Origin of the sequence: Achromobacter marplatensis (assembly GCF_049060505.1) — a bacterium.
GTDB lineage: Bacteria > Pseudomonadota > Gammaproteobacteria > Burkholderiales > Burkholderiaceae_B > Achromobacter > Achromobacter marplatensis_A.
Window position 1 is genome coordinate 714,599 of record NZ_JBMGRB010000002.1, and the last position, 22,761, is coordinate 737,359.

General features: G+C 61.8%; 28 protein-coding genes and 2 pseudogenes. 15 read left to right on the forward strand and 15 right to left on the reverse strand.

Translation table 11 applies throughout. From position 1 onward, the window contains the following. The first annotated feature begins 15 nt into the window (after positions 1-15). From ACI0FO_RS08045 to ccmI, 11 genes are read left to right on the forward strand one after another with little or no spacing between them, the layout of a single operon-like run. Entirely contained in the window at positions 16-492 is a 477-nt protein-coding gene (locus tag ACI0FO_RS08045; protein WP_416025602.1) for a nitrate reductase cytochrome c-type subunit, read from the forward strand. Positions 493-507: 15 nt separating this feature from the next. Beyond that, positions 508-1,146 carry a cytochrome c3 family protein gene (locus tag ACI0FO_RS08050; protein ID WP_416025604.1) on the forward strand — a complete coding sequence of 213 codons (639 nt, stop codon included), beginning with the start codon at positions 508-510 and terminating at the stop codon, positions 1,144-1,146. Beyond that, positions 1,133-1,816 (forward strand): heme ABC exporter ATP-binding protein CcmA, encoded by a 684-nt coding sequence (ccmA, locus tag ACI0FO_RS08055; protein WP_416025606.1) that lies wholly within the window; start codon positions 1,133-1,135, stop codon positions 1,814-1,816. Before ACI0FO_RS08050 ends, ccmA begins: the two co-directional genes overlap by 14 nt. Continuing rightward, the gene (gene ccmB / locus ACI0FO_RS08060; protein WP_105560208.1) at positions 1,782-2,447 is read left to right on the forward strand and encodes a heme exporter protein CcmB; all 666 of its coding nucleotides are present in this window, start codon (positions 1,782-1,784) and stop codon (positions 2,445-2,447) included. The genes ccmA and ccmB overlap by 35 nt, the downstream gene beginning before the upstream one ends. 8 nt (positions 2,448-2,455) lie before the next feature. Further along, entirely contained in the window at positions 2,456-3,247 is a 792-nt protein-coding gene (gene ccmC / locus ACI0FO_RS08065) for a heme ABC transporter permease CcmC (RefSeq protein WP_416025607.1), read from the forward strand. Continuing rightward, positions 3,244-3,408: a heme exporter protein CcmD gene (ccmD, locus tag ACI0FO_RS08070; RefSeq protein WP_416025608.1), complete on the forward strand. Its 165-nt coding sequence runs from the start codon at positions 3,244-3,246 to the stop codon at positions 3,406-3,408. The genes ccmC and ccmD overlap by 4 nt, the downstream gene beginning before the upstream one ends. Then, a complete protein-coding gene (gene ccmE, locus ACI0FO_RS08075) occupies positions 3,405-3,866 on the forward strand; it encodes a cytochrome c maturation protein CcmE (RefSeq protein ID WP_416025610.1) in 462 nt (153 codons plus the stop codon). Before ccmD ends, ccmE begins: the two co-directional genes overlap by 4 nt. After that, a complete protein-coding gene (locus tag ACI0FO_RS08080; protein WP_416025612.1) occupies positions 3,863-5,872 on the forward strand; it encodes a heme lyase CcmF/NrfE family subunit in 2,010 nt (669 codons plus the stop codon). The genes ccmE and ACI0FO_RS08080 overlap by 4 nt, the downstream gene beginning before the upstream one ends. Next, positions 5,872-6,393 carry a DsbE family thiol:disulfide interchange protein gene (locus ACI0FO_RS08085; protein WP_416025614.1) on the forward strand — a complete coding sequence of 174 codons (522 nt, stop codon included), beginning with the start codon at positions 5,872-5,874 and terminating at the stop codon, positions 6,391-6,393. Before ACI0FO_RS08080 ends, ACI0FO_RS08085 begins: the two co-directional genes overlap by 1 nt. Then, positions 6,390-6,878, forward strand: coding sequence for a cytochrome c-type biogenesis protein (locus tag ACI0FO_RS08090; protein WP_416025615.1), 489 nt, complete (start codon positions 6,390-6,392; stop codon positions 6,876-6,878). The genes ACI0FO_RS08085 and ACI0FO_RS08090 overlap by 4 nt, the downstream gene beginning before the upstream one ends. Further along, on the forward strand, positions 6,875-8,158 hold the full coding sequence (gene ccmI, locus ACI0FO_RS08095) for a c-type cytochrome biogenesis protein CcmI (protein ID WP_416025616.1): 1,284 nt from the start codon (positions 6,875-6,877) through the stop codon (positions 8,156-8,158). The genes ACI0FO_RS08090 and ccmI overlap by 4 nt, the downstream gene beginning before the upstream one ends. Positions 8,159-8,215: 57 nt before the next feature. Here the strand turns inward: ccmI and ACI0FO_RS08100 are convergent, their stop codons facing one another. The 7 genes and pseudogenes from ACI0FO_RS08100 to ACI0FO_RS08130 all read right to left on the reverse strand — a co-directional run. Then, positions 8,216-11,329 carry a tetrathionate reductase subunit A gene (locus ACI0FO_RS08100; RefSeq protein WP_416025692.1) on the reverse strand — a complete coding sequence of 1,038 codons (3,114 nt, stop codon included), beginning with the start codon at positions 11,327-11,329 and terminating at the stop codon, positions 8,216-8,218. A 174-nt stretch (positions 11,330-11,503) separates the two neighbouring features. Further along, positions 11,504-12,538, reverse strand: coding sequence for an NrfD/PsrC family molybdoenzyme membrane anchor subunit (nrfD, locus tag ACI0FO_RS08105; RefSeq protein WP_416025618.1), 1,035 nt, complete (start codon positions 12,536-12,538; stop codon positions 11,504-11,506). Between the two features lie 20 nt (positions 12,539-12,558). After that, complete coding sequence (dsrO, locus tag ACI0FO_RS08110) at positions 12,559-13,329, reverse strand: sulfate reduction electron transfer complex DsrMKJOP subunit DsrO (RefSeq protein ID WP_416025619.1); 771 nt, start codon at positions 13,327-13,329, stop codon at positions 12,559-12,561. A gap of 793 nt (positions 13,330-14,122) precedes the next feature. After that, on the reverse strand, positions 14,123-14,353 hold the full coding sequence (locus ACI0FO_RS08115; RefSeq protein WP_416025620.1) for a hypothetical protein: 231 nt from the start codon (positions 14,351-14,353) through the stop codon (positions 14,123-14,125). Positions 14,354-14,739: 386 nt separating this feature from the next. Next, positions 14,740-15,144, reverse strand: coding sequence for a DUF6911 family protein (locus tag ACI0FO_RS08120; RefSeq protein WP_416025622.1), 405 nt, complete (start codon positions 15,142-15,144; stop codon positions 14,740-14,742). Then, on the reverse strand, positions 15,141-15,359 hold the full coding sequence (locus ACI0FO_RS08125; RefSeq protein ID WP_416025624.1) for a cytidine deaminase-like fold-containing protein: 219 nt from the start codon (positions 15,357-15,359) through the stop codon (positions 15,141-15,143). The genes ACI0FO_RS08120 and ACI0FO_RS08125 overlap by 4 nt, the downstream gene beginning before the upstream one ends. 397 nt (positions 15,360-15,756) lie before the next feature. Beyond that, positions 15,757-16,809 (reverse strand): annotated as a pseudogene (locus tag ACI0FO_RS08130) (hemagglutinin repeat-containing protein); the annotation flags it as partial. Positions 16,810-16,847: 38 nt separating this feature from the next. Between ACI0FO_RS08130 and ACI0FO_RS08135 the strand changes: the two are divergent. Then, complete coding sequence (locus tag ACI0FO_RS08135) at positions 16,848-17,300, forward strand: hypothetical protein (protein ID WP_416025626.1); 453 nt, start codon at positions 16,848-16,850, stop codon at positions 17,298-17,300. 12 nt (positions 17,301-17,312) lie between these two features. Here the strand turns inward: ACI0FO_RS08135 and ACI0FO_RS08140 are convergent, their stop codons facing one another. The 4 genes from ACI0FO_RS08140 to ACI0FO_RS08155 form a co-directional block, all read right to left on the reverse strand. Further along, a complete protein-coding gene (locus tag ACI0FO_RS08140) occupies positions 17,313-17,495 on the reverse strand; it encodes a polymorphic toxin type 50 domain-containing protein (protein ID WP_416025694.1) in 183 nt (60 codons plus the stop codon). Between the two features lie 10 nt (positions 17,496-17,505). Continuing rightward, positions 17,506-17,880, reverse strand: coding sequence for a hypothetical protein (locus ACI0FO_RS08145; protein ID WP_416025628.1), 375 nt, complete (start codon positions 17,878-17,880; stop codon positions 17,506-17,508). Then, positions 17,877-18,209 (reverse strand): hypothetical protein, encoded by a 333-nt coding sequence (locus tag ACI0FO_RS08150; RefSeq protein WP_416025630.1) that lies wholly within the window; start codon positions 18,207-18,209, stop codon positions 17,877-17,879. Before ACI0FO_RS08150 ends, ACI0FO_RS08145 begins: the two co-directional genes overlap by 4 nt. Before the next feature lie 400 nt (positions 18,210-18,609). Continuing rightward, the gene (locus tag ACI0FO_RS08155; protein ID WP_416025631.1) at positions 18,610-18,897 is read right to left on the reverse strand and encodes a hypothetical protein; all 288 of its coding nucleotides are present in this window, start codon (positions 18,895-18,897) and stop codon (positions 18,610-18,612) included. Between the two features lie 241 nt (positions 18,898-19,138). Here ACI0FO_RS08155 and ACI0FO_RS08160 point away from each other — a divergent pair, with 241 nt between their 5' ends. The 3 genes and pseudogenes from ACI0FO_RS08160 to ACI0FO_RS08170 all read left to right on the forward strand — a co-directional run bounded on the left by ACI0FO_RS08160 (position 19,139) and on the right by ACI0FO_RS08170 (position 19,979). Next, complete coding sequence (locus ACI0FO_RS08160) at positions 19,139-19,537, forward strand: DDE-type integrase/transposase/recombinase (RefSeq protein ID WP_416025633.1); 399 nt, start codon at positions 19,139-19,141, stop codon at positions 19,535-19,537. A 12-nt stretch (positions 19,538-19,549) separates the two neighbouring features. After that, positions 19,550-19,708, forward strand: a pseudogene (locus ACI0FO_RS08165) (IS3 family transposase); the annotation flags it as partial. A 67-nt stretch (positions 19,709-19,775) separates the two neighbouring features. After that, positions 19,776-19,979, forward strand: a complete 204-nt coding sequence (locus ACI0FO_RS08170) for an IS3 family transposase (RefSeq protein ID WP_416025635.1) — start codon at positions 19,776-19,778, stop codon at positions 19,977-19,979. Between the two features lie 40 nt (positions 19,980-20,019). Here ACI0FO_RS08170 and ACI0FO_RS08175 read toward each other — a convergent pair whose 3' ends face one another. The 4 genes from ACI0FO_RS08175 to ACI0FO_RS08190 form a co-directional block, all read right to left on the reverse strand. Beyond that, entirely contained in the window at positions 20,020-20,352 is a 333-nt protein-coding gene (locus ACI0FO_RS08175) for a hypothetical protein (RefSeq protein WP_416025637.1), read from the reverse strand. Positions 20,353-20,496: 144 nt separating this feature from the next. Next, on the reverse strand, positions 20,497-21,798 hold the full coding sequence (locus ACI0FO_RS08180) for a hypothetical protein (protein ID WP_416025639.1): 1,302 nt from the start codon (positions 21,796-21,798) through the stop codon (positions 20,497-20,499). Between the two features lie 371 nt (positions 21,799-22,169). Next, positions 22,170-22,544, reverse strand: a complete 375-nt coding sequence (locus ACI0FO_RS08185; protein ID WP_416025640.1) for a barstar family protein — start codon at positions 22,542-22,544, stop codon at positions 22,170-22,172. Continuing rightward, positions 22,504-22,761: hypothetical protein (locus tag ACI0FO_RS08190; RefSeq protein ID WP_416025642.1), on the reverse strand; the 258-nt coding region annotated here is incomplete at its 5' end. The genes ACI0FO_RS08185 and ACI0FO_RS08190, both read right to left, overlap by 41 nt.

A 22,761-nucleotide genomic window follows, 5' to 3' on the forward strand; every position in this document is an offset into this window, starting at 1 on the left:
CCCCGGGAGACAGCCATGAAGCTACGCGCCGCCATCATCGCCATCGGCATCCTTCTGGGTTCGGCCGCCTGGGCCGCGCCGCCGCTCGAGGTCCAGGACCCCATGCGCGGGCCCACCCCGATCGCCGAGGAAGCCAATCCGCCCCTGATCAGTCCGATCGAAAACAAGGACATCAAGCGGATGCGCACCTATTCAATGCAGCCGCCCACGATTCCGCACAAGATCGACGGCTACCAGATCGACAAGAACTACAACCGCTGCCTGGCCTGTCACGCGCGGGTGAACACCGAGGAAACGCAAGCGCCGCCCCTTAGCGTGACGCACTACATGGACCGCGACAGCAACGTGTTGGCCGAGGTCTCGCCGCGGCGCTACTTCTGTGTGCAGTGCCACGTGCCGCAGGCCGAGGCCAAGCCGCTGGTGTCCAACACGTATCAGGACATCGACGTGATCCTCAAGCGCCTGACGGCCCCGGCCACCGGCAAGAAGTAAGGGATTGATGCCGCCATGTTCAAGCTCCTCAAGCGCTACTGGAACATCATCCGCCGCCCCAGCGTGCACTTCAGCCTGGGCTTTTTGACGATCGGCGGCTTCATCGGCGGCATCCTGTTCTGGGGCGCCTTCAACACCGCCATGGAACTGACCAACACGGAAAAATTCTGCACGGGCTGCCATGAAATGCGCGACAACGTGTATGCGGAATTGAAGGGCACCATCCATTTCACCAACCGTTCGGGCGTGCGCGCCCTGTGTTCGGACTGCCACGTCCCCCACAACTGGACGGACAAGATCGCCCGCAAAATGCAGGCGTCCAAGGAAGTGTGGGGCAAGATCTTCGGCACCATCGACACGCGGGAAAAGTTCGTGGACAAGCGGCTGGAACTCGCGCGGCACGAATGGGCGCGGTTCAAGGCCAACGACTCGCTGGAATGCCGCAACTGCCACAACTACGAATACATGGATTTCACGCGCCAGAGCGTGCGCGCGCAGAACATGCACTCCACCTACCTGGCGGACAAGACCAAGACCTGCATCGATTGCCACAAGGGCATCGCCCATACGCTGCCGCACATCCCGCCTGGCCAGACCTCTGATGCGGCGTCGCCGGCCGGAGGGCCCAAAGAGGTAGCGAATGCGGCCCGTTGACGCGCCCCCGCCGATGCTGTCGGCCAACGGGCTGCGTAGCCCGCGCGGCGGCCCTGACGGCCAGCGTCCTGTCCACTTCGACCTGCATCGCGGCCAGCTCCTGCATGTGCAGGGCGCCAACGGCAGCGGCAAGACAAGCCTGCTGCGCATGTTGGCCGGCCTGCTGCGCCCGTTGGCCGGCACGCTGCATTCGGAAGGCGGGAACGTGCGCCGCGACCCCGCCGCGTACTTTGCGCGCGTGGCGTTCCTGGGCCACGCCAATGGCCTGTGCGGCGAACTGACCGCGCTGGAAAACGTGCGCTACGCCCAGCATGTGGCCGGCACGCCGCAAGAAGATGACGCCATTGCCGCCGCCCTGCGCCGCTGGCGGCTGGAAGGCTGCCTGCACCTGCCCGCGGCCCGGCTGTCGCAAGGCCAGGGCCGCCGGCTGGCGATGGCCGCCGTGGCGCTGGGCGGCAAGCCCCTGTGGTTGCTGGACGAACCGGATGCCGGCCTGGACGCGGCCAGCCTGGACCACTTGTGGCGAACGTTGGACGCGCACCTGGACGCAGGCGGCGCGGCGGTCGTGGCGTCGCACCGGGCGCCGGGCGCGTCTACCTCTCGCACGCAAACTTTGAACATGGATGACTACGCGGATGCTGGCTACGCTGTCTCAGTTGGCGCTGCGTGACGTCCGGCTGGCCTGGAGGCGGCCCGCGGATACGCTGGGCGCCACGCTGTTCTTCATCGTCGCGGGTTCCCTCTTCCCGCTGGCGGTTGGCCCCGACCCCGCCTTGCTGCTGGCCATCGGGCCGGGCGTGCTGTGGGTCTGCGCGCTGCTGGGCATTCTGCTGAGCCTGCACCGCCCGTTTACGCAAGACCATGACAACGGCGCCCTGGAACAACTACTGGTGTCGCCGCATCCGCTGCCGCTGCTGGTGGGCGTGAAGCTGGCCGCGCACTGGTTCAGCGCTTGCCTGCCGCTGATTCTTGCCAGCCCCGTGCTGGCCCTGCAATTCGGCCTGCCGCCGCAGGCGATCGGCGTGCTCGTCCTGTCCCTGCTGCTGGGCACGCCCACGCTGGCGCTGGTGGGCGGCCTGGGCGCGGCGCTGACGCTGGGCCTGCGCGGCGGTGCGCTGCTGCCGTTGCTGGTGCTGCCGCTGTATGTGCCGGTGTTGATCTTCGGCGCGGGCGCCGTGTCCGCCACGCATGCAGGCCTGGGCGCCGGCCCACAATTGTCGCTGCTGGGCGCGTGCCTGTGCCTGGCGATCCTGTTATGCCCCTGGAGCGCGTCCGCCGCGCTGCGCGTGGCGCTGGACTGAGAGGCCCCATGCACAAACAACCCGCCTTCGATTCGCCTTACGCCGCCGGTTCGTCCGCGTCCGGCGGCGGCTGGATGCGTTACGCGTCGCCCGCCGCGTTCTATCCGCTGGCTGGCCGCCTGATCCCCGTGCTGGCGCTGGCCGCCGCGCTCTTCGCTTGCGCGGGCCTGTACGTGGGCCTGGCCGTGGCGCCCACGGACAGCCAGCAGGGCGAGGTCTATCGCATCTTGTTCATCCACGTGGCCGCGGCATGGATGTCGATGTTCCTGTACCTGGTGATGGCGGGCTACGCCGCGCTGGGGCTGATCTACCACACGCGCCTGTCGTTCATGATGATGCGTGCGCTGGCGCCCACGGGCGCACTCTTCACGTTCCTGACCTTGTGGACCGGGGCATTGTGGGGCAAGCCCACCTGGGGCGCATGGTGGGTCTGGGATGCGCGGCTGACGTCGGAACTGATCCTGCTGTTCCTGTACCTGGGTTTCATGGCCTTGCAGGCGGCCACCGACGACGTGCGCCGCGCCGACCGCGGCGGCGCCATCCTGCTGCTGGCCGGCGTCGTAAACGTGCCCATCATCTATTTTTCGGTGCGATGGTGGAGCACGCTGCATCAAGGCGCCTCCATCAATCTGACCTCGGCGCCCAGCATGGCCCGCATCATGGTCACCGCCATGCTGCTGATGGTGGCCGCCTTCTGGCTGTACAGCGCGGCAGTGGCGTTGGCACGCGTGCGCGGCCTCATCGTCGAACGCGAGCCCGCCGCGGCGCGCGCCGGCCGCCCAACCCCGGAGGCCCCATGAGCTGGGACGCGCTGTTCTCGCTGCACGGCCACGGCCCCTACATCCTGGGCGCCTACGGCGTCACGCTGGCGCTGATGGGGCTGGAAGCCTTCGTGTTGTGGCGCCGCGCCCGTGTCCGGCGCGCCGCCACGCGCGGGCATGCAGGCAAGGGCCTGCCATGACGCCGCGCAAGCGCCGCACGTTGGCCATCGCGGGCGGGCTGGGCCTGTTGGCTTTGGCCACCGCGCTGGTGCTCAACGCCTTGCAGTCGAACCTGGTGTTCTTCTTCAGCCCGACCCAGGTGGCGGCGAAAGAAGCGCCCCGCAACGGCAGCTTCCGCGTAGGCGGGCTGGTGGAACAAGGCTCGGTGCGCCGTGAAACCGACGGACTGACCTTGCGGTTCATCGTGACTGACACCGCGCACACCGTGCCGGTGACCTACCAGGGCCTGCTGCCGGACCTGTTCCGCGAAGGCAAAGGCGTGGTGGTCGCAGGCAAACTGGATGCCGACGGCGTGTTCCGCGCCACCGAAGTGCTGGCCAAGCATGACGAGAACTACATGCCGCCCGAGGCCGCGGATGCGCTCAAACGCGCCGGCAAGACCACGGCCGCGAACACGATGCAGGCGGAGGCACGATGATTCCCGAGATCGGTCTGTTCAGCCTGATCCTGGCGCTGCTGACGGCGCTGGCGCAGACCGTCCTGCCGCTGATCGGCGCCGCCACCGGCTGGCAGGCCGGGCTGCGCGTGGCGCGGCCCGCAGCCGTCGGCCAGTTCTGCCTGACCCTGCTGGCCTTCGGCTGCCTGGCGTGGTCGTTCGTGCACAACGATTTCTCGGTGTTGTACGTGGCGGGCAACTCGCACGCGGACCTGCCCGCCGCCTATCGCTTCGCGGCGGTCTGGGGCGGGCACGAAGGGTCGCTGCTGTTGTGGCTACTGCTGCTGACCGCCTGGACGCTGGCCGTGGCCGTGTTCAGCCGCCGTCTGCCCCTGGCCTTCGCCGGCCGCGTGCTGGCGGTGATGGGCGGGATCAGCGTAGGGCTGTTGCTGTTCCTGCTGTTTCTGTCCAATCCGTTTGAACGGCTGATGCCGCCCGCCATGGCCGGCCGCGACCTGAACCCGCTGCTGCAAGACCCCGGCATGATCGTGCATCCCCCCATGCTCTACATGGGCTATGTGGGATTTTCCGTGGCGTTCGCCTTCGCGATAGCGGCCTTGCTGTCAGGCGAACTGGATGCGCTATGGGCGCGCTGGGTCCGGCCCTGGACGCTGGCCGCCTGGACTTTCCTGACCGTCGGCATCCTGCTGGGCAGCGCGTGGGCGTACTACGTGCTGGGCTGGGGCGGCTGGTGGTTTTGGGACCCGGTGGAGAACGCGTCGTTCATGCCATGGCTGGCGGGCACCGCGTTGATCCACTCGCTGATCGTGACCGAGCGCCGCGGCGCATTCCGCAGCTGGACCGTGCTGCTGGCGATTTGCACGTTTTCGCTCAGCATCCTGGGCACGTTCCTGGTCCGCTCCGGCGTGCTGACCTCGGTACACGCCTTCGCGGTGGACCCGGGGCGCGGGCTGTACATCCTGGCCTTCATGACCGTAATCGTGGGCGGATCCCTTGCCCTGTACGCCTGGCGCGCGCCGACGGTCGGCCTGGGCGGGGGCTTTGCACTGTTGTCGCGGGAATCCCTGCTGCTGTCGAACAACGTGGTCCTGACCGTGGCCGCCGGCTCGGTGCTGCTGGGCACGCTATATCCCGTGGTGCTGGACGTGCTGGACTGGGGCAAGATCTCCATTGGCCCGCCCTACTTCGAAGCCGTGTTCGTGCCGCTGATGACCCCGGCCATCTTCCTGATGGGCGTCGGTCCGATGGCCCGCTGGAAGCAGGCCGACATGCCCGACCTGGGCCGGCGGCTGCGCGCCGCGTTCGCAGTCAGCGTGGCAACGGCTGTGCTGGTACCGCTGACGATGCCGGGCCCGCCGCGGCTGGGTTCGCCCATGATCGTGCTGGGCCTGTGGCTGGCGGCATGGTCGGTCGCAAGCGCCGCCGCGCACGCTGCGCAGCGGCTGACGGACGGCGGCGGCCAATGGCTACGCCGCCTGGGGCGCCAACCGCGCGCCTGGTACGGCATGCTGCTGGCGCATGCCGGCATAGGCATCTTCATCGCCGGCGTCACGCTGGCCAATGGCTATGAGGTCAAACATGAACTGCGGATGGATCTGGGCGCCATGCAGGAAGCCGGCGGCTACCAGTTCACGTTCGCCAGCCTGGCGCCCGCGACCGGCCCGAACTACACCGCGCAGCGCGCCGTGTTCCCCGTCACGCGCGACGGCAAACCCGTGGTGACGCTGTATCCCGAGAAGCGCCTGTACACCGTGCAGGACATGGCGCTCAGCCAGGCCGACATCGACAGCGGCTTCACCCGCGACCTGTTCGTGGCGCTGGGCGAACCCGTGGGCGACACGGCGTGGACCGTGCGCATCCAGGTCAAGCCCTTCATGACCTGGATCTGGACCGGCTGCCTGCTGATGGCCCTGGGCGGCCTGCTGGCGGCAGGCGACAAGCGCTACCGACGCGCGCAGGATGCCGCGGCCCGCCTGCCCAAGGCCGACGCCGCCCCGTCCGCGCATACCGCGCAAGGGGGGGCCTGATGCTGCGCTACCTGCTGCCGCTTGGCGCCTTCATGGCGATGGCCGTGTTCCTGGCCATGGGCCTATCGCGCGACCCGCGCGCGGTGCCGTCCGCGATGATCGACAAGGCCGCGCCGCCCATCGACTTGCCCCTGCTGCAAGCGCCCGGCCAGCGGCTGGACGTGCAGTCGCTGCGGGGGCAAGTCTGGCTGCTGAACGTATGGGCGTCGTGGTGCGGCCCCTGCCGCGATGAACTGCCGGTGCTGCGCGACGTCGCCCAGCGCCACGGCATTCCGCTGTATGGCTTGAACTACAAGGACAAGCCAGAAGACGCGCGGGACTGGCTGGCACGCAACGGCAATCCCTACGTCGCGTCCGCCAGCGACACCGACGGCCGGGTCGGCATCGAATACGGAGTCTACGGCGTACCCGAGACCTTTGTCATCGATGGCGCCGGGCGCATCCGGTACAAGCAACTGGGCCTGATCACGCCGGACATCTGGCGCACCCGGATCCAACCCGTGATCGAGGGGTTGCGATGAACGCGGCCCGGCCTTTTGCCACATGGCTGCTGGCGCTGGCGTGGGCGATGGCGATCATGCTGGCTGCGGGCCCGGCATCCGCCACGCAGACGCCGGCCGCCCTGCCCCCGCTGTCCGCCGCCGACCAGCAACGCGCCGACAAGCTGGCGCACGGCTTGCGCTGCCTGGTCTGCCAGAATCAGACGCTGGCGGATTCCAATGCGCCATTGGCGCACGATATGCGCAACCTGATCCATGCCCAGTTGGCCGAGGGCCGCAGCGACGCCCAGATCATGCGTTTCTTCGAAGACCGCTACGGGGATTTCGTCCGTTACGACCCGCCGTTCAAACCCGCCACCTGGCTGCTGTGGCTGGGACCGTTCGCGCTGCTGGCGCTGGGGTTCTGGGTGCTGCTGCGCACGTTGAAGCGCCGCTCGGGCGTGCGCCCGCCGCTGACCGCCGACGAACGCGCCCGCGCCGCCCGCTTTCTGGATACCGGTTCATGACCACCCTCTGGCTTGTCGTCCTGTTGCTGCTGCTGGCCACGCTGCTGTGCCTGATCCCGCCGCTGGTGCGGCGCGCGCCCGCTGCCGGCCCGGCGTCCGACGCCAGCGTGCGCGCGTTCTACCTGGCCCAGCGCGAGCAACTGCGGCGCGACAGGCAAAACGGCAGCCTGAGCGCCGACGGCCTGGCGCGGGCGGAAGACGAGCTACAGCGCGACTTGCTGCAAGACCTGGCGTTGCGACAGCAACAAGCCGCGCCGGTCCGGGGCCAACGCGCGGGCGTGGCGGCCGCTTGCCTATTGAGCGTGCTGATCCCCATCGCCGCCGTGCTGCTGTATGGCAAGCTGGGCAATCCCCGCGCAGCGGCAGATGCCTCCGTCATGGCGGGCGCCGCCGAACCGCATGCGGCCGATACTGGCGACGACATGGCAGTGGCCATCAACGCGCTGGCCCAGCGCCTGCGTCAGGCGCCCGACGATGCAGACGGCTGGTACACGCTGGCGCGCTCATACGAAACGCTGGGCCGCTATGCCGACGCCGTGGCCGCCTATCAACAGGTGCTGCGTCTATTTCCCGGCCAACCCGCTGTGCTGGCCGACATGGCCGATGCGCTGCTGTCGGCGAACCGGGGCGAGCCCGACGCCAATGCCATCGAGGCGGTGGCGCAGGCGTTGGCCACGCAGCCCGATCAGCCCAAGGCCTTGGCGCTGGCCGGCATGATGGCATTACGGCGCGGCGATGCCGCCGAGGCGCTGGCCCATTGGGAACGTTTGCAGACCCTGCTGCCGCCGGATTCCGAGGCCGCGCGGCAGATCCAATCCAACATCGCCCAGGCGCGCGCCATGGCAGCCAGCACGACGGCCGGATCGAATCGCGCATCGCCTGCATTGGCCGGCACGAAAGCTGAAGCAAAGCCTGCGGGGGACGCGCCTGCCTCTGCCGCCCGCATCAGCGGGCAAGCCCGCATCGCCGACGCCTTGCGGGGCCAGGTCCAACCCGACGATACCGTGTTCATCCTGGCGCGCCCCGTCGAGGGGTCGCGCATGCCGCTGGCCATCCTTCAATGGCGCGTGTCGGACCTGCCTCGCGCGTTCGTGCTGGATGACAGCAGCGCCATGTCGCCCGACGCCACCCTGTCGCGAGCCAGCAAAGTCCAAGTGGAAATCCGCATCAGCCGGTCTGGCACGGCCGCCGCGCGTCCGGGAGACCTGAGCGGCGTGTTGCCCGATGTGGCCGTCCGCGCGGACGGCCTGGAGCTGGTGGCCGACACCATCGTGCGCTAACGCGCATCGGCATCGGCCACCACACCTGCCTACGCGCGTCTGCTTACGCGCGTCTGCCTACGCGCGCTCGATGCGCGCCGGCAGGCCCTGGCGCACCGCGGCGCCGGACACCCAATCGATCCAGACGTTGGCGTGCTCACCCCGCGTAATGTCGCCAAAACCCAAGTCGTTCAGGTTGACGCCCGCCGCCAGCGCGGGATCGTGCGGCATCGGCTTGCCATCTACCACGTGGGCGCGCGCGCCCAGTTCCGTGTGGCCGTAGCCGTGCTCGATACCCACCGCGCCCGGCTGGATGCCGTCGCGCAACAGGGCCGACCCCGTCAACGCGCCACCCGGCGTCACGATGCGCACGGGATCGCCGTTGCGCAACCCCAGGCGTTCACCATCCTGCCGGTTGATCGACACGGGGTTATGCGGATGCACCTGGCGCAGCCGGTTCACGCCGATGGACATGGAGCTCATCAGGTTCGACTTGAACGAGCTGAGCAAGAAGGGCCATTGCTGCGCCGGATATTCCGCGCGCATGTCGCGGCCATCGGCCAAGCGGGCCGGATACCAGGTGGGACAGCCGCTATACCGCTCCCCCGTCATGGCATGGCGGAATCCCGCCAGTTCTTCGCTCCAAATCTGCAAGGGCTTGGCGTAGGCTTGGCGCGTATGCCGATTTTGGCCCTTGTCCACCCAGGCGTCTTCCATCTTGTCGAAGCGCCCGCCCCGGCTCATCAGCATGGCCACCTGCCGCCATTCCCCGGGCTTCAGTTTTTGCTGGAGCAGGCTCCGGTAGTGCTCGACCCCGGTCAGCGCCATGTCGTCATCGGTGGCCTCGGGCACCGCTCGACCGGCCGCAAACGCGATATTGGCCATGCCGCGCAGGAAAAAGTCTTCAGGCGTGTCCAGCGCGTACTTGGCGCCTTCCTTATCCGAGATCGCGTTTTCGCCAAAACCCGGCATGCCCAGGCGCTTGGCGCAGGCGATCAAGAAAGTCTCCAGGCAGACCGGTTCATTCGTGGCCGTGCGCGCCACGCGCGGCTGCACCGCGGGCCAACGCACGGTAGAGGCCTTGGCGACCACATCAGCCCAGGGCGCGGACACGCCCCAGCTTTCGTAGGTGACGGTATCCGGCACGATGTAGTCGGCCAGCGCATTGGTCTCGTTGATGAACGCGTTGATCGACACCGATAGCGGCAGGATGCGCGGGTCTTTCATCTTGTCGATGATCACGCCCTTCAAGCCCGCGATGCCGTAGATGGGGTTGCTCATGTGGTTGAACCAGACCTTGGCGCGGTACGGATACCCGGCCAACGCGGACGCCAGCATTTCGGAACTGAGCCCGCCCGTGGCCGGATACCACGGCGCGGACGCCGGATACGCCGGCTGCCCCGCCGCTTTCTTGCGCTTGAATTCGCTGGACTTCTCGTAAGGGAAGCGGTTGCGCGACAAGGCAACGCCCTTCGGCGTGGCGCGGTTGGCAAACCCCGCGATGTTGTAGCGCGGGCCAGGGCCGTAAGGCGGGAACGGGCCGGCATCCAGAACCAGTCCGCCGTCCACGTTCAGGTTGCCCACCAGCGTGTTCAACATGGCGATGGCATAGGCCGTGTAGAACCCGGAACCGCTCATCGTGCCGCCATGGGCGTCGGCCACGGCACGCTTGCCGTAGCTGGTGAAGCGCTTGGCCAGCGAAGCGATCTTGTCGGCCGGCACGCCGCACAGGCCGGCGTAATCGTCCAGCGTCTTGCGGTGCGATTCTTCGCGCAACAAGCCCAGCGACGAGCAGACACGCACGGCGTCCGCACTACCCGCCATGCCGGGCACCGCGATGCGCTCGTCGACGAACAGGGTGGCGGCCAAGGCAGCCGTATGCGGCGCCAGCGTGCCGTCTTCCAGCCGGACCACGTAGACGTCTTCCCATTTTTCGTCTGCGTCGGCCGGACGCGGCCAGCCCAAGTCCGCGCCGCGCACGAAAGTGCCCAGGCGCGGGTGGCCAGGTTCTGCCACCACCAGATGCGTGGCGTTGGTCCAGGCCGCTTCACCTGCCGCCTTCATGGCGTTGGGGCCGGGCTGCGCCAACATGCGGGCGTCGAAGCGCTCGTTGTCGAGGATCCAGCGGATCAGCCCCATCGCCAATGCCAGGTCGCTAGCGGGATTCACAGGCACCCATTCGTTGCCCGAGCCCGCCGACAGGCTGGACGAGGCGGGCAGTACGGGCGACACCACGACATACGTAAAGCCGTCCGCCTCGGGGCGCACGCGCGCCTCGGCCAGTTGCCGGGCCTGACGTTGGAACGGGTTGCCCGCTTGCGCCGGCGCGGCACCGATGAACAGGCCGAAGCGCGCATTGTCCCAATCGGGTTTGCCGTGCGGCATGCCCTTCAAGTCGCCCAACGCGGCGCCCGCGCCCACGCGGAAACTCTGCCCGCAATACGAGCCGTGATTGCTGAAGTTGACCGTGCCGAACGACTGCCCGGCAAAGCGCTGGATCAGCGGCGTGCGGCCTTCGTTGGAGGCGTCGGTGAACAGGAACTGGTTGACCTTTGCGCCGTACTCCGGATTGTCGGGGTCCAGCAATGTGTCGCGATCGAAAATGGCGCGCAAGCCTTCCACATGGCCTTCGCCGAACAGGTCGCCGCCTTCGCACACTTCCTGCACCAGCTGTTCAAACGAGATGCTCTGCCACTTGCCCTCGCCCCGCCCGCCGACCCGCTTCATGGGGTGCAGCACGCGGAACGGGCTGTTCATCTGCTCAAGCATGGCCGAGCCGCGAGCGCACGACGTGGCGCGGCCTTCCAGGCCGTTTTCGCCCCCCAGTTGCGCATAGACCTCGCGCACCGGGGTTTCCATCGCGGCGGGGCGCGTAGTCGCTAGCGGATGGTACGGGTTGCCCGCCACGCGCAGGATGCGGTTTTCTTTGGTGTCCACGCGCAGGCGCACGCCGCATTGGGTCCAACAGCCCAGGCAGCTGGACGGGCTGACCGTCTGGCCTGGTTGGGCAGCCAGCGCGCCCGTCAACGGGTCGATGCGAAATTCCGCAGTCAGCGAATTGCCGCGCACGGCATGCGCGGTGGCGACGCCGGCGGTGCCGTGCGCCAGGCCTTTCACGGCGCGGGCGACGGTTTCGCCATAGCCGGCCGCAAACGCCGCCATGCCGCCAGCGACCAGGCCGCCTCGCACCATCAACTTGCGCCGCGCGGCGTCGGCCACGGCATCGCCGGCCGCATTGGCCGCATTGGCCACATTGGCCACATTGGCCGCATCAGGCGTATCAGGCAGGCGCGCGGCGCCAGGCTTGTCGTCTTCGTGTTGCTTGTCCATTGCTTTGTCTTCCATGTGCATTCGTCTTGCGGCGGCTCAGGCCGCCATGCCGCGCGCGCGCGCCGGGAACCGTTCCAGGGCCCAAGCCGTGGCAGTGACCAGCGCCACGCACAGGCCCAGCACCCCGACCATGCCCAGCAGGCCGTCGCTGCCCCAAGGCATCTCGTACAGATACAGGCCGGCGCCGTACTTGGGAACGCCCTGCACGCTCATGAACACCACCCAGCGGAAGATCCACGCGGCGGCCAGCATGGTCAGCGCCAGCGCAGCGGAGGGCAACGGTGCAGCCAGCGCGCGTGCCGGACGCTGCAGCAGCGCGATCATGCAAAAGGCAGTGATAACCGCGCCCGCCAGGCTGATGCGCCAGATGGGGAAGTCCGCGAACAGCCGCAAGGCGGCATCGAACGAGGGATCCACGCCCAGGGTGCCCAGCAGAGCCCAAGCGCCAGCACCCAGCGTCATCAGCACGACGGCGGCAAGACTCAGTTGGCGCAGCATGCCCACCGGCAAGGCCTTCATGCCGCCCGGCAGCCACCGGCCCACCAGGAACATGGCGCCCAGCGCGCCCAACCATGCCGTCAACGCGAAGTTCACGGGCAAAAACACCGTGTGCCACAGCGGCCGCGAACGCAGCACCATGACTTCGGCACCCGTATAGACCAGGATCGAGACGGCGGACAACGCCAGGGCCACGCCCAGCACGCGCATCCAGCCGATGCGGCCCCACCACCACGCGGCGCAGAACAGCACGGCCAGCCCCGCGAACACAGGCAGCAGCAAGGCGCCCAACCACATCCACGACCACGGCGTGGCTTGCGTGTAGAAGTGCCAGAACCGGCCAGGCTGGTGCAGGTCGGCCAGCAGTGACACGGGCGCGGTGACGGCGGTGACCACCAGCACCGTCGCCGCCGCTGGAAGTAAGCGGCGCGCGGGCGAACCTGGGGAGCCAAACGCGGCGAAGGCGGCGGTCAGCGCGGTAGTGGCGCTGATGCCGATAAGAAAGAAGTACTGCACGGCCCACGGCAGCCAGGCGGCGTCATAGACTGGCGTAAGCAATTCCGAGATCTGCATGAAAGTCCCCTTGTGTTGGCTCAATGTCCGCCAGCCAGGCGCACGCCGGCCTGGCCGTCTACCTGGTGCACGAATGCGTCGGGCAGGCCGATGTAATAGACGTGGGGGTCAGTCTTCATTTCCGGCTTCAAGACTTTGATGTCGGCTTTGTGTTCGACCAGCAGTCGGGAAATGGCGCTATCAGGGTCGTTCATGTCGCCGATGACACGCGCACCGCCCACGCAGCTTTCCACGCAAGCGGGCAGCAAGCCGGCCTCCAGGCGGTGTTCGCAGAACGTGCACTTGTCGGCCGTTTGCGTCTCGTGGTTGATGAAGCGGGCGTCGTAAGGGCAGGCTTGCACGCAGTAGGCGCAGCCGACGCAGCGTTCGTTGTCGACCAGCACGATGCCGTCTTCACGCTGGAAGGTGGCTTGCACGGGACAGACGGGGACACAGGGCGGGTTGTCGCAGTGGTTGCACAGGCGCGGCAGCATGACCATGGCGGCGGCGCTGCCATCGTCGGGGGTGACTTCGTATTGCAGAACGGTGGTGCGGAATTGCCCGATAGGTGGCAGGTTTTCCATGGAACAGCTGACCGTACAGGATTGGCAGCCGATGCATTTGCGCATATCGACGACCATGCCGTAGCGCTTGCCCGCGATGCCGGGACGACGCGGAGGTTGGCCGTTCAGGCCGGTGGCTTGTGCGTGGATGGGAATGACGGTGGCGGCGGCGCTTAGGCCGAGAAGCCCTTTCAGGAAGCCACGTTTACTGGGGAGAGGGGGTTCTGGAGGGACGGGTGAAGGGGGCATTGCGGAGGACTCCGGGGCGGTTACTTTTTGTTGTTATTAACTTATCACTCCTAGTTATATAGAGGATTGATTTGGGTCAAATAGGGGACGGATATGGGGTTTTGCAATCCAGCCGGGGCGACGCGGACGGCGTCGCCACGCAGCTCGTCGCCCGTTACCGATAACCAGATGCCGGGCAATGCCGCATGCGCTGCTCCGCGTTTGCGAATTCTTGCCTGGGCTATCGGCGATCTGCCCGCTTTGACCGTCAAACGGCGGGCGCTGCACGGCTGCAGATCTTGCTGTTGATCCGCGCGCCAGCGACGTTCGTGCTGCGGCGCGTGCGCAGGCTGGCCGAAAGCCGGGAGCTGAGGCCGGCCTATGAACCCAACAATCGGAAAGGCCTGCCGACCATCTCATTGCTTACGCCAGGGGCCATGGTCTATGCCGAGCGGGTACTGCTCCTGACTGAAACGTCGGTGCGGGGGCTCCTGCAAACACCGTTGGAAACTGCTGAACCCGCTGGAGGATGCCAATAAATTCGCGGCGAAACCTCAGCGTCTGACACCTTAATTGTGTGGGGAACGGACTCTACATCGATTTCGTACTAATCACGGGGAGCAGGTCACGCCTGCTCAGGTCGAGGCCGCAGCGTCTTAATCAAACTGTCCGGAAAATCCGGGCGAGTCCAGACTACATTTCTCGAAAATGTAGTCTGATACCTTGATTTAATAGGACGGAATGGGCGATCCATTCCTGGGGGGGATAAACTCGTCTACCTTTCCGGCAGCGTCACCAGTTGCTTTTGCACCATCTACATAGCTTTAATCTCTGAAATCAGAGCCAAAAACTCTGACTCAGTTAAAGCAAACTCCTCGCCCTCCTCCATTGCCATCAATGTGAGGAGTGCTCGATCCATGGGGGCAGTAATTTCTAAGCCATGGTCTTGATAGATTTCAAACGCCACTTTAGAAATTCTAAAGACGTCGAAACCTCTAGCCAGTGTTCTTTCTAGATCCATAGCAAGATCAGCTTGTGAGTACATTATTTCCAGCTCTCCAGCTCTGCGCCTGTAGGAGGATAGTGCTGCGCACTAACTGGCTGTCCATTAACGCTTTTAGGGTGAACCCGTATGACATTTCCTGAATGATCATAGTTTTCCATCCACTGCCTAGTGGAGCCAGTCGTAGGATTGTACTCCGTGGCAAACGAAGCACCACGAGTAACACCTTCAGCTCGAGCAGGGACTTCCTGTGTGTAATACCGAATTCGTCCATCATGAAGTGTTTTGGTAATAGCCGCGTTCTCCTGTGCTTTCTGCAAGCCTGAGAGCTTTGCCCTCAAAGCAGCTTGGGCGTTAACACTCGCTGCTTCACCAGATATTGCTGCGGTTTCTTTTGCACCAACTAGTCAGACGACATTGGGTGGAGCTTACGCCATGATCTCTGCGGACACATTTCCTGCACGAGCGAATTCTATAAAAACAGTACAAACAAGTTCTACATCACGCGTGACCGCCCTAGCAGGATACATCTCACCTAAAATACTGACGAGTTCGTTTTTCGAGTTGAGATCAGTTAAAGTTCTCACGCCATGCTCACCATCTCCATCATATTCGCTAAGCATCAGTAAGAAATTTCCACTCTCAACATACAATACCAACTCATAGGGCTGACCTTCACATTCCAACTGACGCCGCATTGTGATAACGCCGGAGCGTTCACTGATGGAACTCAACACATCCCGAATAACAAATTCTTCAGGATCCACGAAAACTTCTAGCTGATGACGACCGCCATTAGAGTCAACAATATAACCTCCAAAAACCATACTCATGGCACTTCCTTAATCCACCGCATTCCCGGCACCCAATTATATTTTTTTGGCAATCCCGTTACGTCACCCATCGCTTGAACAGTTAAAGACTTCAATCCGGCTTTTTCCGCCGCTGCTGCTATATCACCTTTTCGCTTCTTAGTGGGAACCGAAGTGGAATGTATCGAAAATATCTTTGTTCCGTTTATCAGCGTGCAATACAGGCTGGCGCTCAATCTGGATTCCAGAACATCATGTTTCACTTCGATCCATCTGACTCACACGTTTCTTCTTCATCGTCTCGCTTTCTCCTACTCAACCATCCACGAGGATATGGAGAAGGCTCAAATGGACGGATACCCAATTGGTGTGCCCTAGCAGCATAACCACCGACACCCCCAACCACAAAACCGACTATATATAACCATCCCGTCCGCCAAAGGTCTAGATCGAGAAAAACCACCCCACCGCCAACGATCACAAAAAAAGCTCGGAACAAGGGGCGGAAATTTCCTTCACGGATAAATATCGTTTCTATTTTTTTGACAAATCGCATAAAAATATTAATTTGCATATTTCAATTTTAAGTAATCACCAATTACATTGAAAATCGACGAAGCGAGTGGGGCAACATCACCTACCGCCTTCACACCATAGTCGATAGCAGCAGCCCTGACCAAACGCCTGTTGGAACTCCAGTTGCTCGCGGACCTTATCCTTGTCGAAGATCTGCCCGATGCTGCCATTCGCGCCTGCGGTGTCGCGGCTTAGGCCCGCCGTGCTGTCGCGGCCGGTTTCCTTGTCCGAGCGCACCTCAATCGTGCCCGGCGCGATGGCGGCGTAGGCCGTGCAGGAATCGCTGCCGTTGGTATGACCAAAGCTCAATCCCGAGGGACCGAGCCCATTCGCACCGCCCTTATTTGCGACGTCGAACGCACCCGACATGCCGAGGTTCAGACCGACGGTCGTGGACTTGTAGGCGGCCTTGTTCTGCAGATCGGTAAAGCCGAACGTCTCCGCCGACAGTTTGTTCCTCGCCGCTTCCGCGTCGCTGGCGATCACCGCCCCATCCAGTTGCGTGTGCTTGCCGACGTAGATGTCAAATCCACCCGACCCTGCGTACAGCCCAGATTGTTCGATGACGCTGTCGTAGTTCGACTTGGTCTTGCCGATGCTGGCGCCGACATAAGCATTGCCGCTCATGGAACCAAAGTTGAAGCTGCCGCCTGCATTCACCTGGCTTTGCTTGGCGTTGTAGCGGTCCGTGTCCTGCTGGCTGGCGATGGTCAGGTTGCGGCCAATGTCGGCACGAATGCTGTCAGCGCGCGCTTGCGCGCCCATCATCACGGTGTCCCGGCCCGAGATCAGCGTCAGGTTGTCGCGGGCGCTGACCTGCGTTTCCTGGTACGTCGTGCCATTGCCGTTGGCATTGCCTTTGCCCGCGTAACCGCTGGCGAAGACATTGATGCCGCCTCCGCTGCCGCTATCGGACACGCCAATGCCCACGCCGACATTCCAGCCGCTATTTTTGTTGGTCGAGGTTTCTGTTGAGGTTTTTGCCTGGCTCAGAAGATAGAGATCATTCGTCGCTGCCAGCAGGACGTTCTTGCCAGTGACGTCGCTTCCGACAATCGACAGGTTGCCGGACCCGGCGCCCCCCTTCTCGCCCAGCGCCACAATGGATACGTTCCCCCCGCCATGATGGACGACCCAAACGCGGTTTCTTGCGTGCGCTTAGTCTCGCTGACGGATTTGCTGGAACTCAGGCTGATCTGAATTTGGGCGCTTGCGGCTTCCTTTTGTGCCTCAGTTGCCTGCGAACCCTTTGCCGCGTCCATCATGCGATCGGCCTGCACTGCCTGATACGCGGCCTGCCCGACCTTGACGGCCGCCAGGCGGCCGCTCTTGGCTTCACCGGCTTGCTCGAGCGTGCCGTGCATCTGTTGCGCCGCGCCCAGCATGCCTCCGGCTATACCAATCGTGAGACCGGATTGCTTGAGCTCGTGATACTCGTGCTGACGGGCTTCGCCCACGCCAGCAACAATGGCGACGTTGCGGCTGCGATCGAGATATCGCCATCCTGCGCCAGCACCTCGCCGGCGAACACGCCGACATCGCGGCCCGCGTCGATGATCACGTTGCCACCGACGCTGCTCCATCTATATACGTCCCTATAGGCCCACCAAAATTCACCCATTCTTTCGAGCCCGGCATGCCAACTGGAATATTACCGGCCTGCTGTCCAGTTCCAGCACTTCGGCAAGCTTGCGGGGGTCACTGCTCAAAACACTACGGCCTGGCGTGTACGAATTATGACCTGCAAAGTGCTTCTCTTGAGCACGCCCTTTAAACAGCGGGCACCTCTGTTGCACCAAAGGAAACTCAGACAAACGAAATGTCTAACCTATCGACCCGCCATGAAATCAGCTTCCCCTCAAGGAAACCAAAATCCGCCAAAAAAATCTCATCACAGAAGGTCAACTCACTACAGCACAAACAACCGCCCCTCAACTCGCCGATAATTCTGTATGAATAGCCTGGACCTTCTCTAAGGACTGAGGGTGTGACATAAGAATTCTCTTGAACAATATACTCGCCAAAAACCATCGGCAACAACTCTGCCCGATACACTCGCCCTATCTCAAGCTGATAGGGAAGATAGCTTGCAAAGCAGGTAAGCCGCTGACCACATACAACAATCGAGACTTCCTCTTCTATTTCAGGATTGATGCCATCAACAAGCACTGAATAAATCATGGTACAGGCCTTATAGTTTTATATTTAGGGTCACCATTCAACATCTTCCAAAAACCCTTACCACTTTCCACATAAATTGTAGTGATGGCACCATCAGAATTAGTGCCTACAAATCCATACTTCGGATCTCCACGGGACGGTTTACCCATGAACTGCACGTACGCAGTTCGCATTTCGCCCTTGTACAGATACTGAACCGTATCCCTGCCTTGCATAATATCCTTGCCCGCCTGCAAATATTCGATAGACGACTTTACCCCAAATTCAGCACTGTGTTTTTCAAAGTGACCAATCAGCTTTGCCTCATCAGCAAAACTAGCCGACTTCACATTTACAGTCGCTTTTGCACCAACTTATTCGTGAGAAGCTAAAGTCATAGTCGCTTGATGCAAAGCCGTCATAAGGTCCTCAAGTTTGAAATTCCATTTGCCTCCCTCAACAGGGGGATAAATTTCTATTTCAATTGGTCTTCCTGGCTCATGTGATACCTCAGCCAACTGACTCTCCCCCGCTCAAATCTCGAATACACAATTCTCCCGATCTGGGGGGCTTGTTATCACAGTAGATAAAATATTCATGGCTTCGGCCGCTCCGATAAACCAATAAATTTTTCATTCGAATCGTAGCGAAGCCCGCGGCCATCGGGGGCAATCACATCCATGACCTTCCCAAATCTACCGGTGTCTTTATAGGTTACGGTGGTCGCAGCATTGCTCAAGATCTCGTCAGCTATTTTTTACCTTGGACGTTGATTTCAGAAGGGCTTCCTTTAACGCTAGGAAACGCACTGCCTTCACGACTACCGTGTTTTTGGAGTGCTCGACCAGCTAATGAAAGTTGTCCTGATTTATCGGCCGGATCAAGTAGTTTTCCTGCATTCGACAAATCATCAATGTTTCTCCCAGCGAACGCACTACCTTTTGCACCTCCTACCTCAACCTTGCCCCCCACCTTCGCGGCATTAACTGCCTTGTCTGCCTCGGCAAACACATGTACCGCTTGTTCGCCCTTCTTCATAATGCCACCAAGCACTGGCAACAGGCCAATACCTGCGAAGAAGCGATTTGCCTCTTCCCCCGGTCACCGTCTTACCCGTCAACAGCTCATACAACGCGCTAGCGTTTGACACCCCCGGAGTCAAGTCGAGCACGGCTTGCGCAAGTGTGTCGGCCTTTTCCTTGCTCAGTTACGCATACTGACTCAGCGTTAGCGCCACGTCATACGCAGCCGCCATCTTATCGGCTCGATCAAACTCCGCTTGCAAGCAGCTATTGTCATCGGCGCACGTGGCGATCGCTTTCGCTGTTACCTCCGCCTTCATGCGCGCAACCTTTTCGCGATCCTTATAGCGGCTGTTGTTCTCCACCTCTATACGCGCCGCGATCTCCGCGGGCACGGCAGCCCACGGATCAATCCATGCGGCAATGCCAGCAACGATGCTGCTTATCAGGTTGACGCGCGCTTGCGGGACCGAAGTCTAGTTATCCAGGCACTGTTGATGGCCGTGGCCAGGCGAAAGCCGCAACCGGGGCTGATGCATCACAGCGATCGGGCCGCCCAATACAGTTCAGCCGAGTATCGTGCAATGCTGACAGCCAACGGCATTACTATCAGCGTGAGCGCCAAGGGCGATCCCCACGATAATGCCGTGGCATAGAGCTTCTTTAGCAACCTCAAGAACGAATTAACGCACCACGACGTCTTCCATAGCAGGGAGCACGCACGGCTGGCGATCCTCAACTACATCGAGATCTTCTACAACCACCAGCGAATCCATCAGGGGCCAGGCTATCGAACGCCTGCTCAGGTCGAGGCCGCAGCGCCTTAACCAAACCGTCCAGAAAATCCGGGTTAGTCCAGACTACATTTCTCGGAAATGTAGTCTGGCACCTTAATTGTGCGCAGCCGGACATCTTAATTCGGGGGCGAAGAGCTTCCTCACGAATTTGACGAACAAGCTAACGCATCACCAACACTTCTCCAACCGTGAGCACGCTCGGCAGACGATCCTGAGTCATATAGAGGTATTTTATAACCGCTTGCGAATCCACTACATGCTCCAATATTATCCATCACCCAGGCCAAAGCCACGCACTTGATAAGACTGATCGAGAAATCGGCTCAACGCAGTATGAATCCTTAACGGGGAAAACAGAAATTCAATCTTTTTTTTGCATCGCTAATTATCTCTAACCATCCCTGAGAGCTGATAACGTCGTCATCAAGAGCCAATACAAAAGAACCCGGTGAAAAACTGAATGCATAAATTTGGGAAGCAAGGGAATTGGAAAACAGTGACTCAATTCCCGCAAACATTCCGTCATACATGCAAATCGCTACTTTGCAGGACGGGTAAGAAACAGCGTTTTCTAAAAGCCCATAAATCGCTGAGCCTACTTCCTGAGAGTCGGTCAGAACATACTCTTGCAACGCTGCGCCATATACCCATGCCTCATCGCGAAGCTCATACACGTCAGCTCTCCAATCCCTGACTTCTCGCAAATGTGCGATCGCCCCCTCCATATCGGAACTCGGAAAAACGCCATAACAGAGAATTCGAATCTCGCCCCGCCCTTCGGTCGAAAGCGCCTTCCGCCATTCCATAATCACCTCCGCTTAACGGGATAAAATTATATCAAGCTTATTTTTATCCGAGACAAATGAAGAGATAATTTTTCCCTTCATTGGCCCGCCCTTAGCTACGACTCTCACGATATTCCGGCCCTCTGCCGACCCCACAAGTGCTCGCCCTTCCGTCGCTCCAATACGCCAATCTGCAACGTGCGTTGGCTCCTGCAAAACCGGAATTGCAATATCTTTGAGTGACTTTACTCTTGATTCTAGAGAACCCGTATTTGGAATCACACCCCCCTCCAGGTGCCGAATAGCGTGTCCGCCATCCCCTCTTATATCTGCAAGGGCCGACTGAGCATCGTCCGGGGTCAGTCCTATCGGAAAGCCTGACGGGGCACCATTCGTTGCCGAGCCATCCTCCTTAAATACCAGCCCCGCCCCCTGCTCCTCCGGCAACGGCGTAGTCGTCGTAGTCTCACCCAAGGGCCCATTATTCTCCTGCCCCGGCACTGCAATCGGCCCAATCGCCTCGCCCGGCCAAACCGGAATCTCCGAACCAAACGTCTCCTTCTCGGAAGGCAGCGGCGGCGGCGCATCCACCCTCACCACCTCACCAGGCTTACCCGGCAGCGCCGTCTCGCGCTCCACTGTGTCGCCCACGAATTCGGACACCCAGTTCCCAACGGCATCAGACGCAGCGGCAATGCCCACCAGGGCCGCCGTTCCGACATAAATGGCGCCATCCTTCATCTGCACGGCAACGTAGACGGTCTTGTCCGACACATACGTGACCGCCCGCTGGCAGCTCGGCGTCGTTGCACACTTGGCCGCCGCCGCGCTAACCGCAGGGATTGCGAGCTGCCCGCAGTTCTGCGACGTTTCCAGCCCCGCCGCCGTACTCGCCGTTGCCGCATCCGCTCCTGCAGCACTCGCTATGCCTGCCACCAGACTCGTGACTAGATTGCGTCGCGCTTCGACTTGCTCGGGGGTTAAGCCCTCGGGCGATCCCATCAGGCTGTTCAGGAGGCTGCCAGCACTCGCGCCCAAGGCGCCCGAGGCGCAGGCTGCGCCTTGGCCTGCAGCACCCGCGCGTCCCACGATGCCGTGCAACGCCGCACGCGCAGCTTCCGATTGCGGATCCCGGCCTAGGCTATCGGCGATCTGCTTTACTTGGCCTGCCCCCAGGCCCTGAAGGTAGTTCACCGCGGCCGACTGCACGAATGCGCTAATCGAACCCGTCACGTTTGCGCCGGCCGCCCCGGATACGGCTTGCCACACCAGACCGTACTTGCCGCCGGCGCTCCAATCCTGTGCACGTTGCACCTGAGCCATGAGCGCGCTCATGCTCAGCGCGTCGCTGGCAGGGCCGCTCTCGGTCGTGTCAGAGAGCGCTCAACGGCATGATTCTCAAGTACCAGGCGTCGCGGATTATGGGAACAAGCAGTAACCACCAAGCAAGCAGCTAGGAAGAAACGCTACAGCAGATAAAAAAAACACCGAAGCTAGGCCGGTGTTTAGGGTAAGTACTGCTCAAGCAAACTAAATTTTGCATTCCGACAGAGGGATCGAACGACCATCGGTAATAACAAATTGATCACCTTCGATTCGAGCCTGCAGCAAACCAAGGCCTTCTGCACCGGCTCGACTGCCACTTACAGCATTCGGGTCGGATGTTTCCAGCGGAGCGCCTACGCCTTTTGCACCAACGGCTTAATCTATTTTTCTAGCAGTTCCTCGACCGTAAGCCTATCAATTTCCCTGAAGACTACTTCCATCTCGTGTCCTTCGTCTCCGACCCAATCAAGGACCGCGTCACGTAAAATCTCAAGGTATACCCGTAGTTCCTCTCTTGGCAACTCAGGAAGAGTCACATGTACAAGGACGATTTTGTGGCATGGAATCCAGCTAAGATCTCTTAAGCAATAATACAAGGCATCCCAGTTAAATCCAAAATACCCCGGCAACCAAAGCAGATAATACAGCGCTCTTATCAATTCCTCTCCAATTCCAATGGAGGGATCAATCCGCACATAAAAAACCTCGGCCGCGTCATATGAAGGCGGGATGTCCACAAACGTGAATGGCAACATTTTCGACAGGCCTCAATTTTTTATCAGAATGAAGATTTTGTAGTGGTCGGCTGTGTAATACATTTCCACCTGATTTTATCCGATCCAAGATTGGGCCAAGATCAACTGTGCCTTGGAGAACCTGACTAGTTTTTTGATTGACAACCTCGATGCCATCGATGAAGCGAGTGGTGTCTTTTGCACCAACTACCTCAAGCACTGGCAATAGGCCAATACC

Coding starts and splice junctions, on each gene's coding strand:
- nrfD (WP_416025618.1), bottom strand. CDS start 12,538: ATGCAGATCTCGGAATTGCTTACGCCAGTCTATGACGCCGCCTGGCTG.
- ACI0FO_RS08085 (WP_416025614.1), top strand. CDS start 5,872: ATGCTGCGCTACCTGCTGCCGCTTGGCGCCTTCATGGCGATGGCCGTG.
- ACI0FO_RS08185 (WP_416025640.1), bottom strand. CDS start 22,544: ATGTTGCCATTCACGTTTGTGGACATCCCGCCTTCATATGACGCGGCC.
- ACI0FO_RS08155 (WP_416025631.1), bottom strand. CDS start 18,897: ATGAAGAAGGGCGAACAAGCGGTACATGTGTTTGCCGAGGCAGACAAG.
- ccmE (WP_416025610.1), top strand. CDS start 3,405: ATGACGCCGCGCAAGCGCCGCACGTTGGCCATCGCGGGCGGGCTGGGC.
- ACI0FO_RS08180 (WP_416025639.1), bottom strand. CDS start 21,798: ATGAGCGCGCTCATGGCTCAGGTGCAACGTGCACAGGATTGGAGCGCC.
- ccmI (WP_416025616.1), top strand. CDS start 6,875: ATGACCACCCTCTGGCTTGTCGTCCTGTTGCTGCTGCTGGCCACGCTG.
- ACI0FO_RS08080 (WP_416025612.1), top strand. CDS start 3,863: ATGATTCCCGAGATCGGTCTGTTCAGCCTGATCCTGGCGCTGCTGACG.
- ACI0FO_RS08045 (WP_416025602.1), top strand. CDS start 16: ATGAAGCTACGCGCCGCCATCATCGCCATCGGCATCCTTCTGGGTTCG.
- ACI0FO_RS08145 (WP_416025628.1), bottom strand. CDS start 17,880: ATGATTTATTCAGTGCTTGTTGATGGCATCAATCCTGAAATAGAAGAG.
- ccmD (WP_416025608.1), top strand. CDS start 3,244: ATGAGCTGGGACGCGCTGTTCTCGCTGCACGGCCACGGCCCCTACATC.
- ACI0FO_RS08115 (WP_416025620.1), bottom strand. CDS start 14,353: ATGTACTCACAAGCTGATCTTGCTATGGATCTAGAAAGAACACTGGCT.
- ccmC (WP_416025607.1), top strand. CDS start 2,456: ATGCACAAACAACCCGCCTTCGATTCGCCTTACGCCGCCGGTTCGTCC.
- ACI0FO_RS08100 (WP_416025692.1), bottom strand. CDS start 11,329: ATGGTGCGAGGCGGCCTGGTCGCTGGCGGCATGGCGGCGTTTGCGGCC.
- ACI0FO_RS08050 (WP_416025604.1), top strand. CDS start 508: ATGTTCAAGCTCCTCAAGCGCTACTGGAACATCATCCGCCGCCCCAGC.
- ACI0FO_RS08120 (WP_416025622.1), bottom strand. CDS start 15,144: ATGAGTATGGTTTTTGGAGGTTATATTGTTGACTCTAATGGCGGTCGT.
- ACI0FO_RS08090 (WP_416025615.1), top strand. CDS start 6,390: ATGAACGCGGCCCGGCCTTTTGCCACATGGCTGCTGGCGCTGGCGTGG.
- dsrO (WP_416025619.1), bottom strand. CDS start 13,329: ATGCCCCCTTCACCCGTCCCTCCAGAACCCCCTCTCCCCAGTAAACGT.
- ccmB (WP_105560208.1), top strand. CDS start 1,782: ATGCTGGCTACGCTGTCTCAGTTGGCGCTGCGTGACGTCCGGCTGGCC.
- ccmA (WP_416025606.1), top strand. CDS start 1,133: ATGCGGCCCGTTGACGCGCCCCCGCCGATGCTGTCGGCCAACGGGCTG.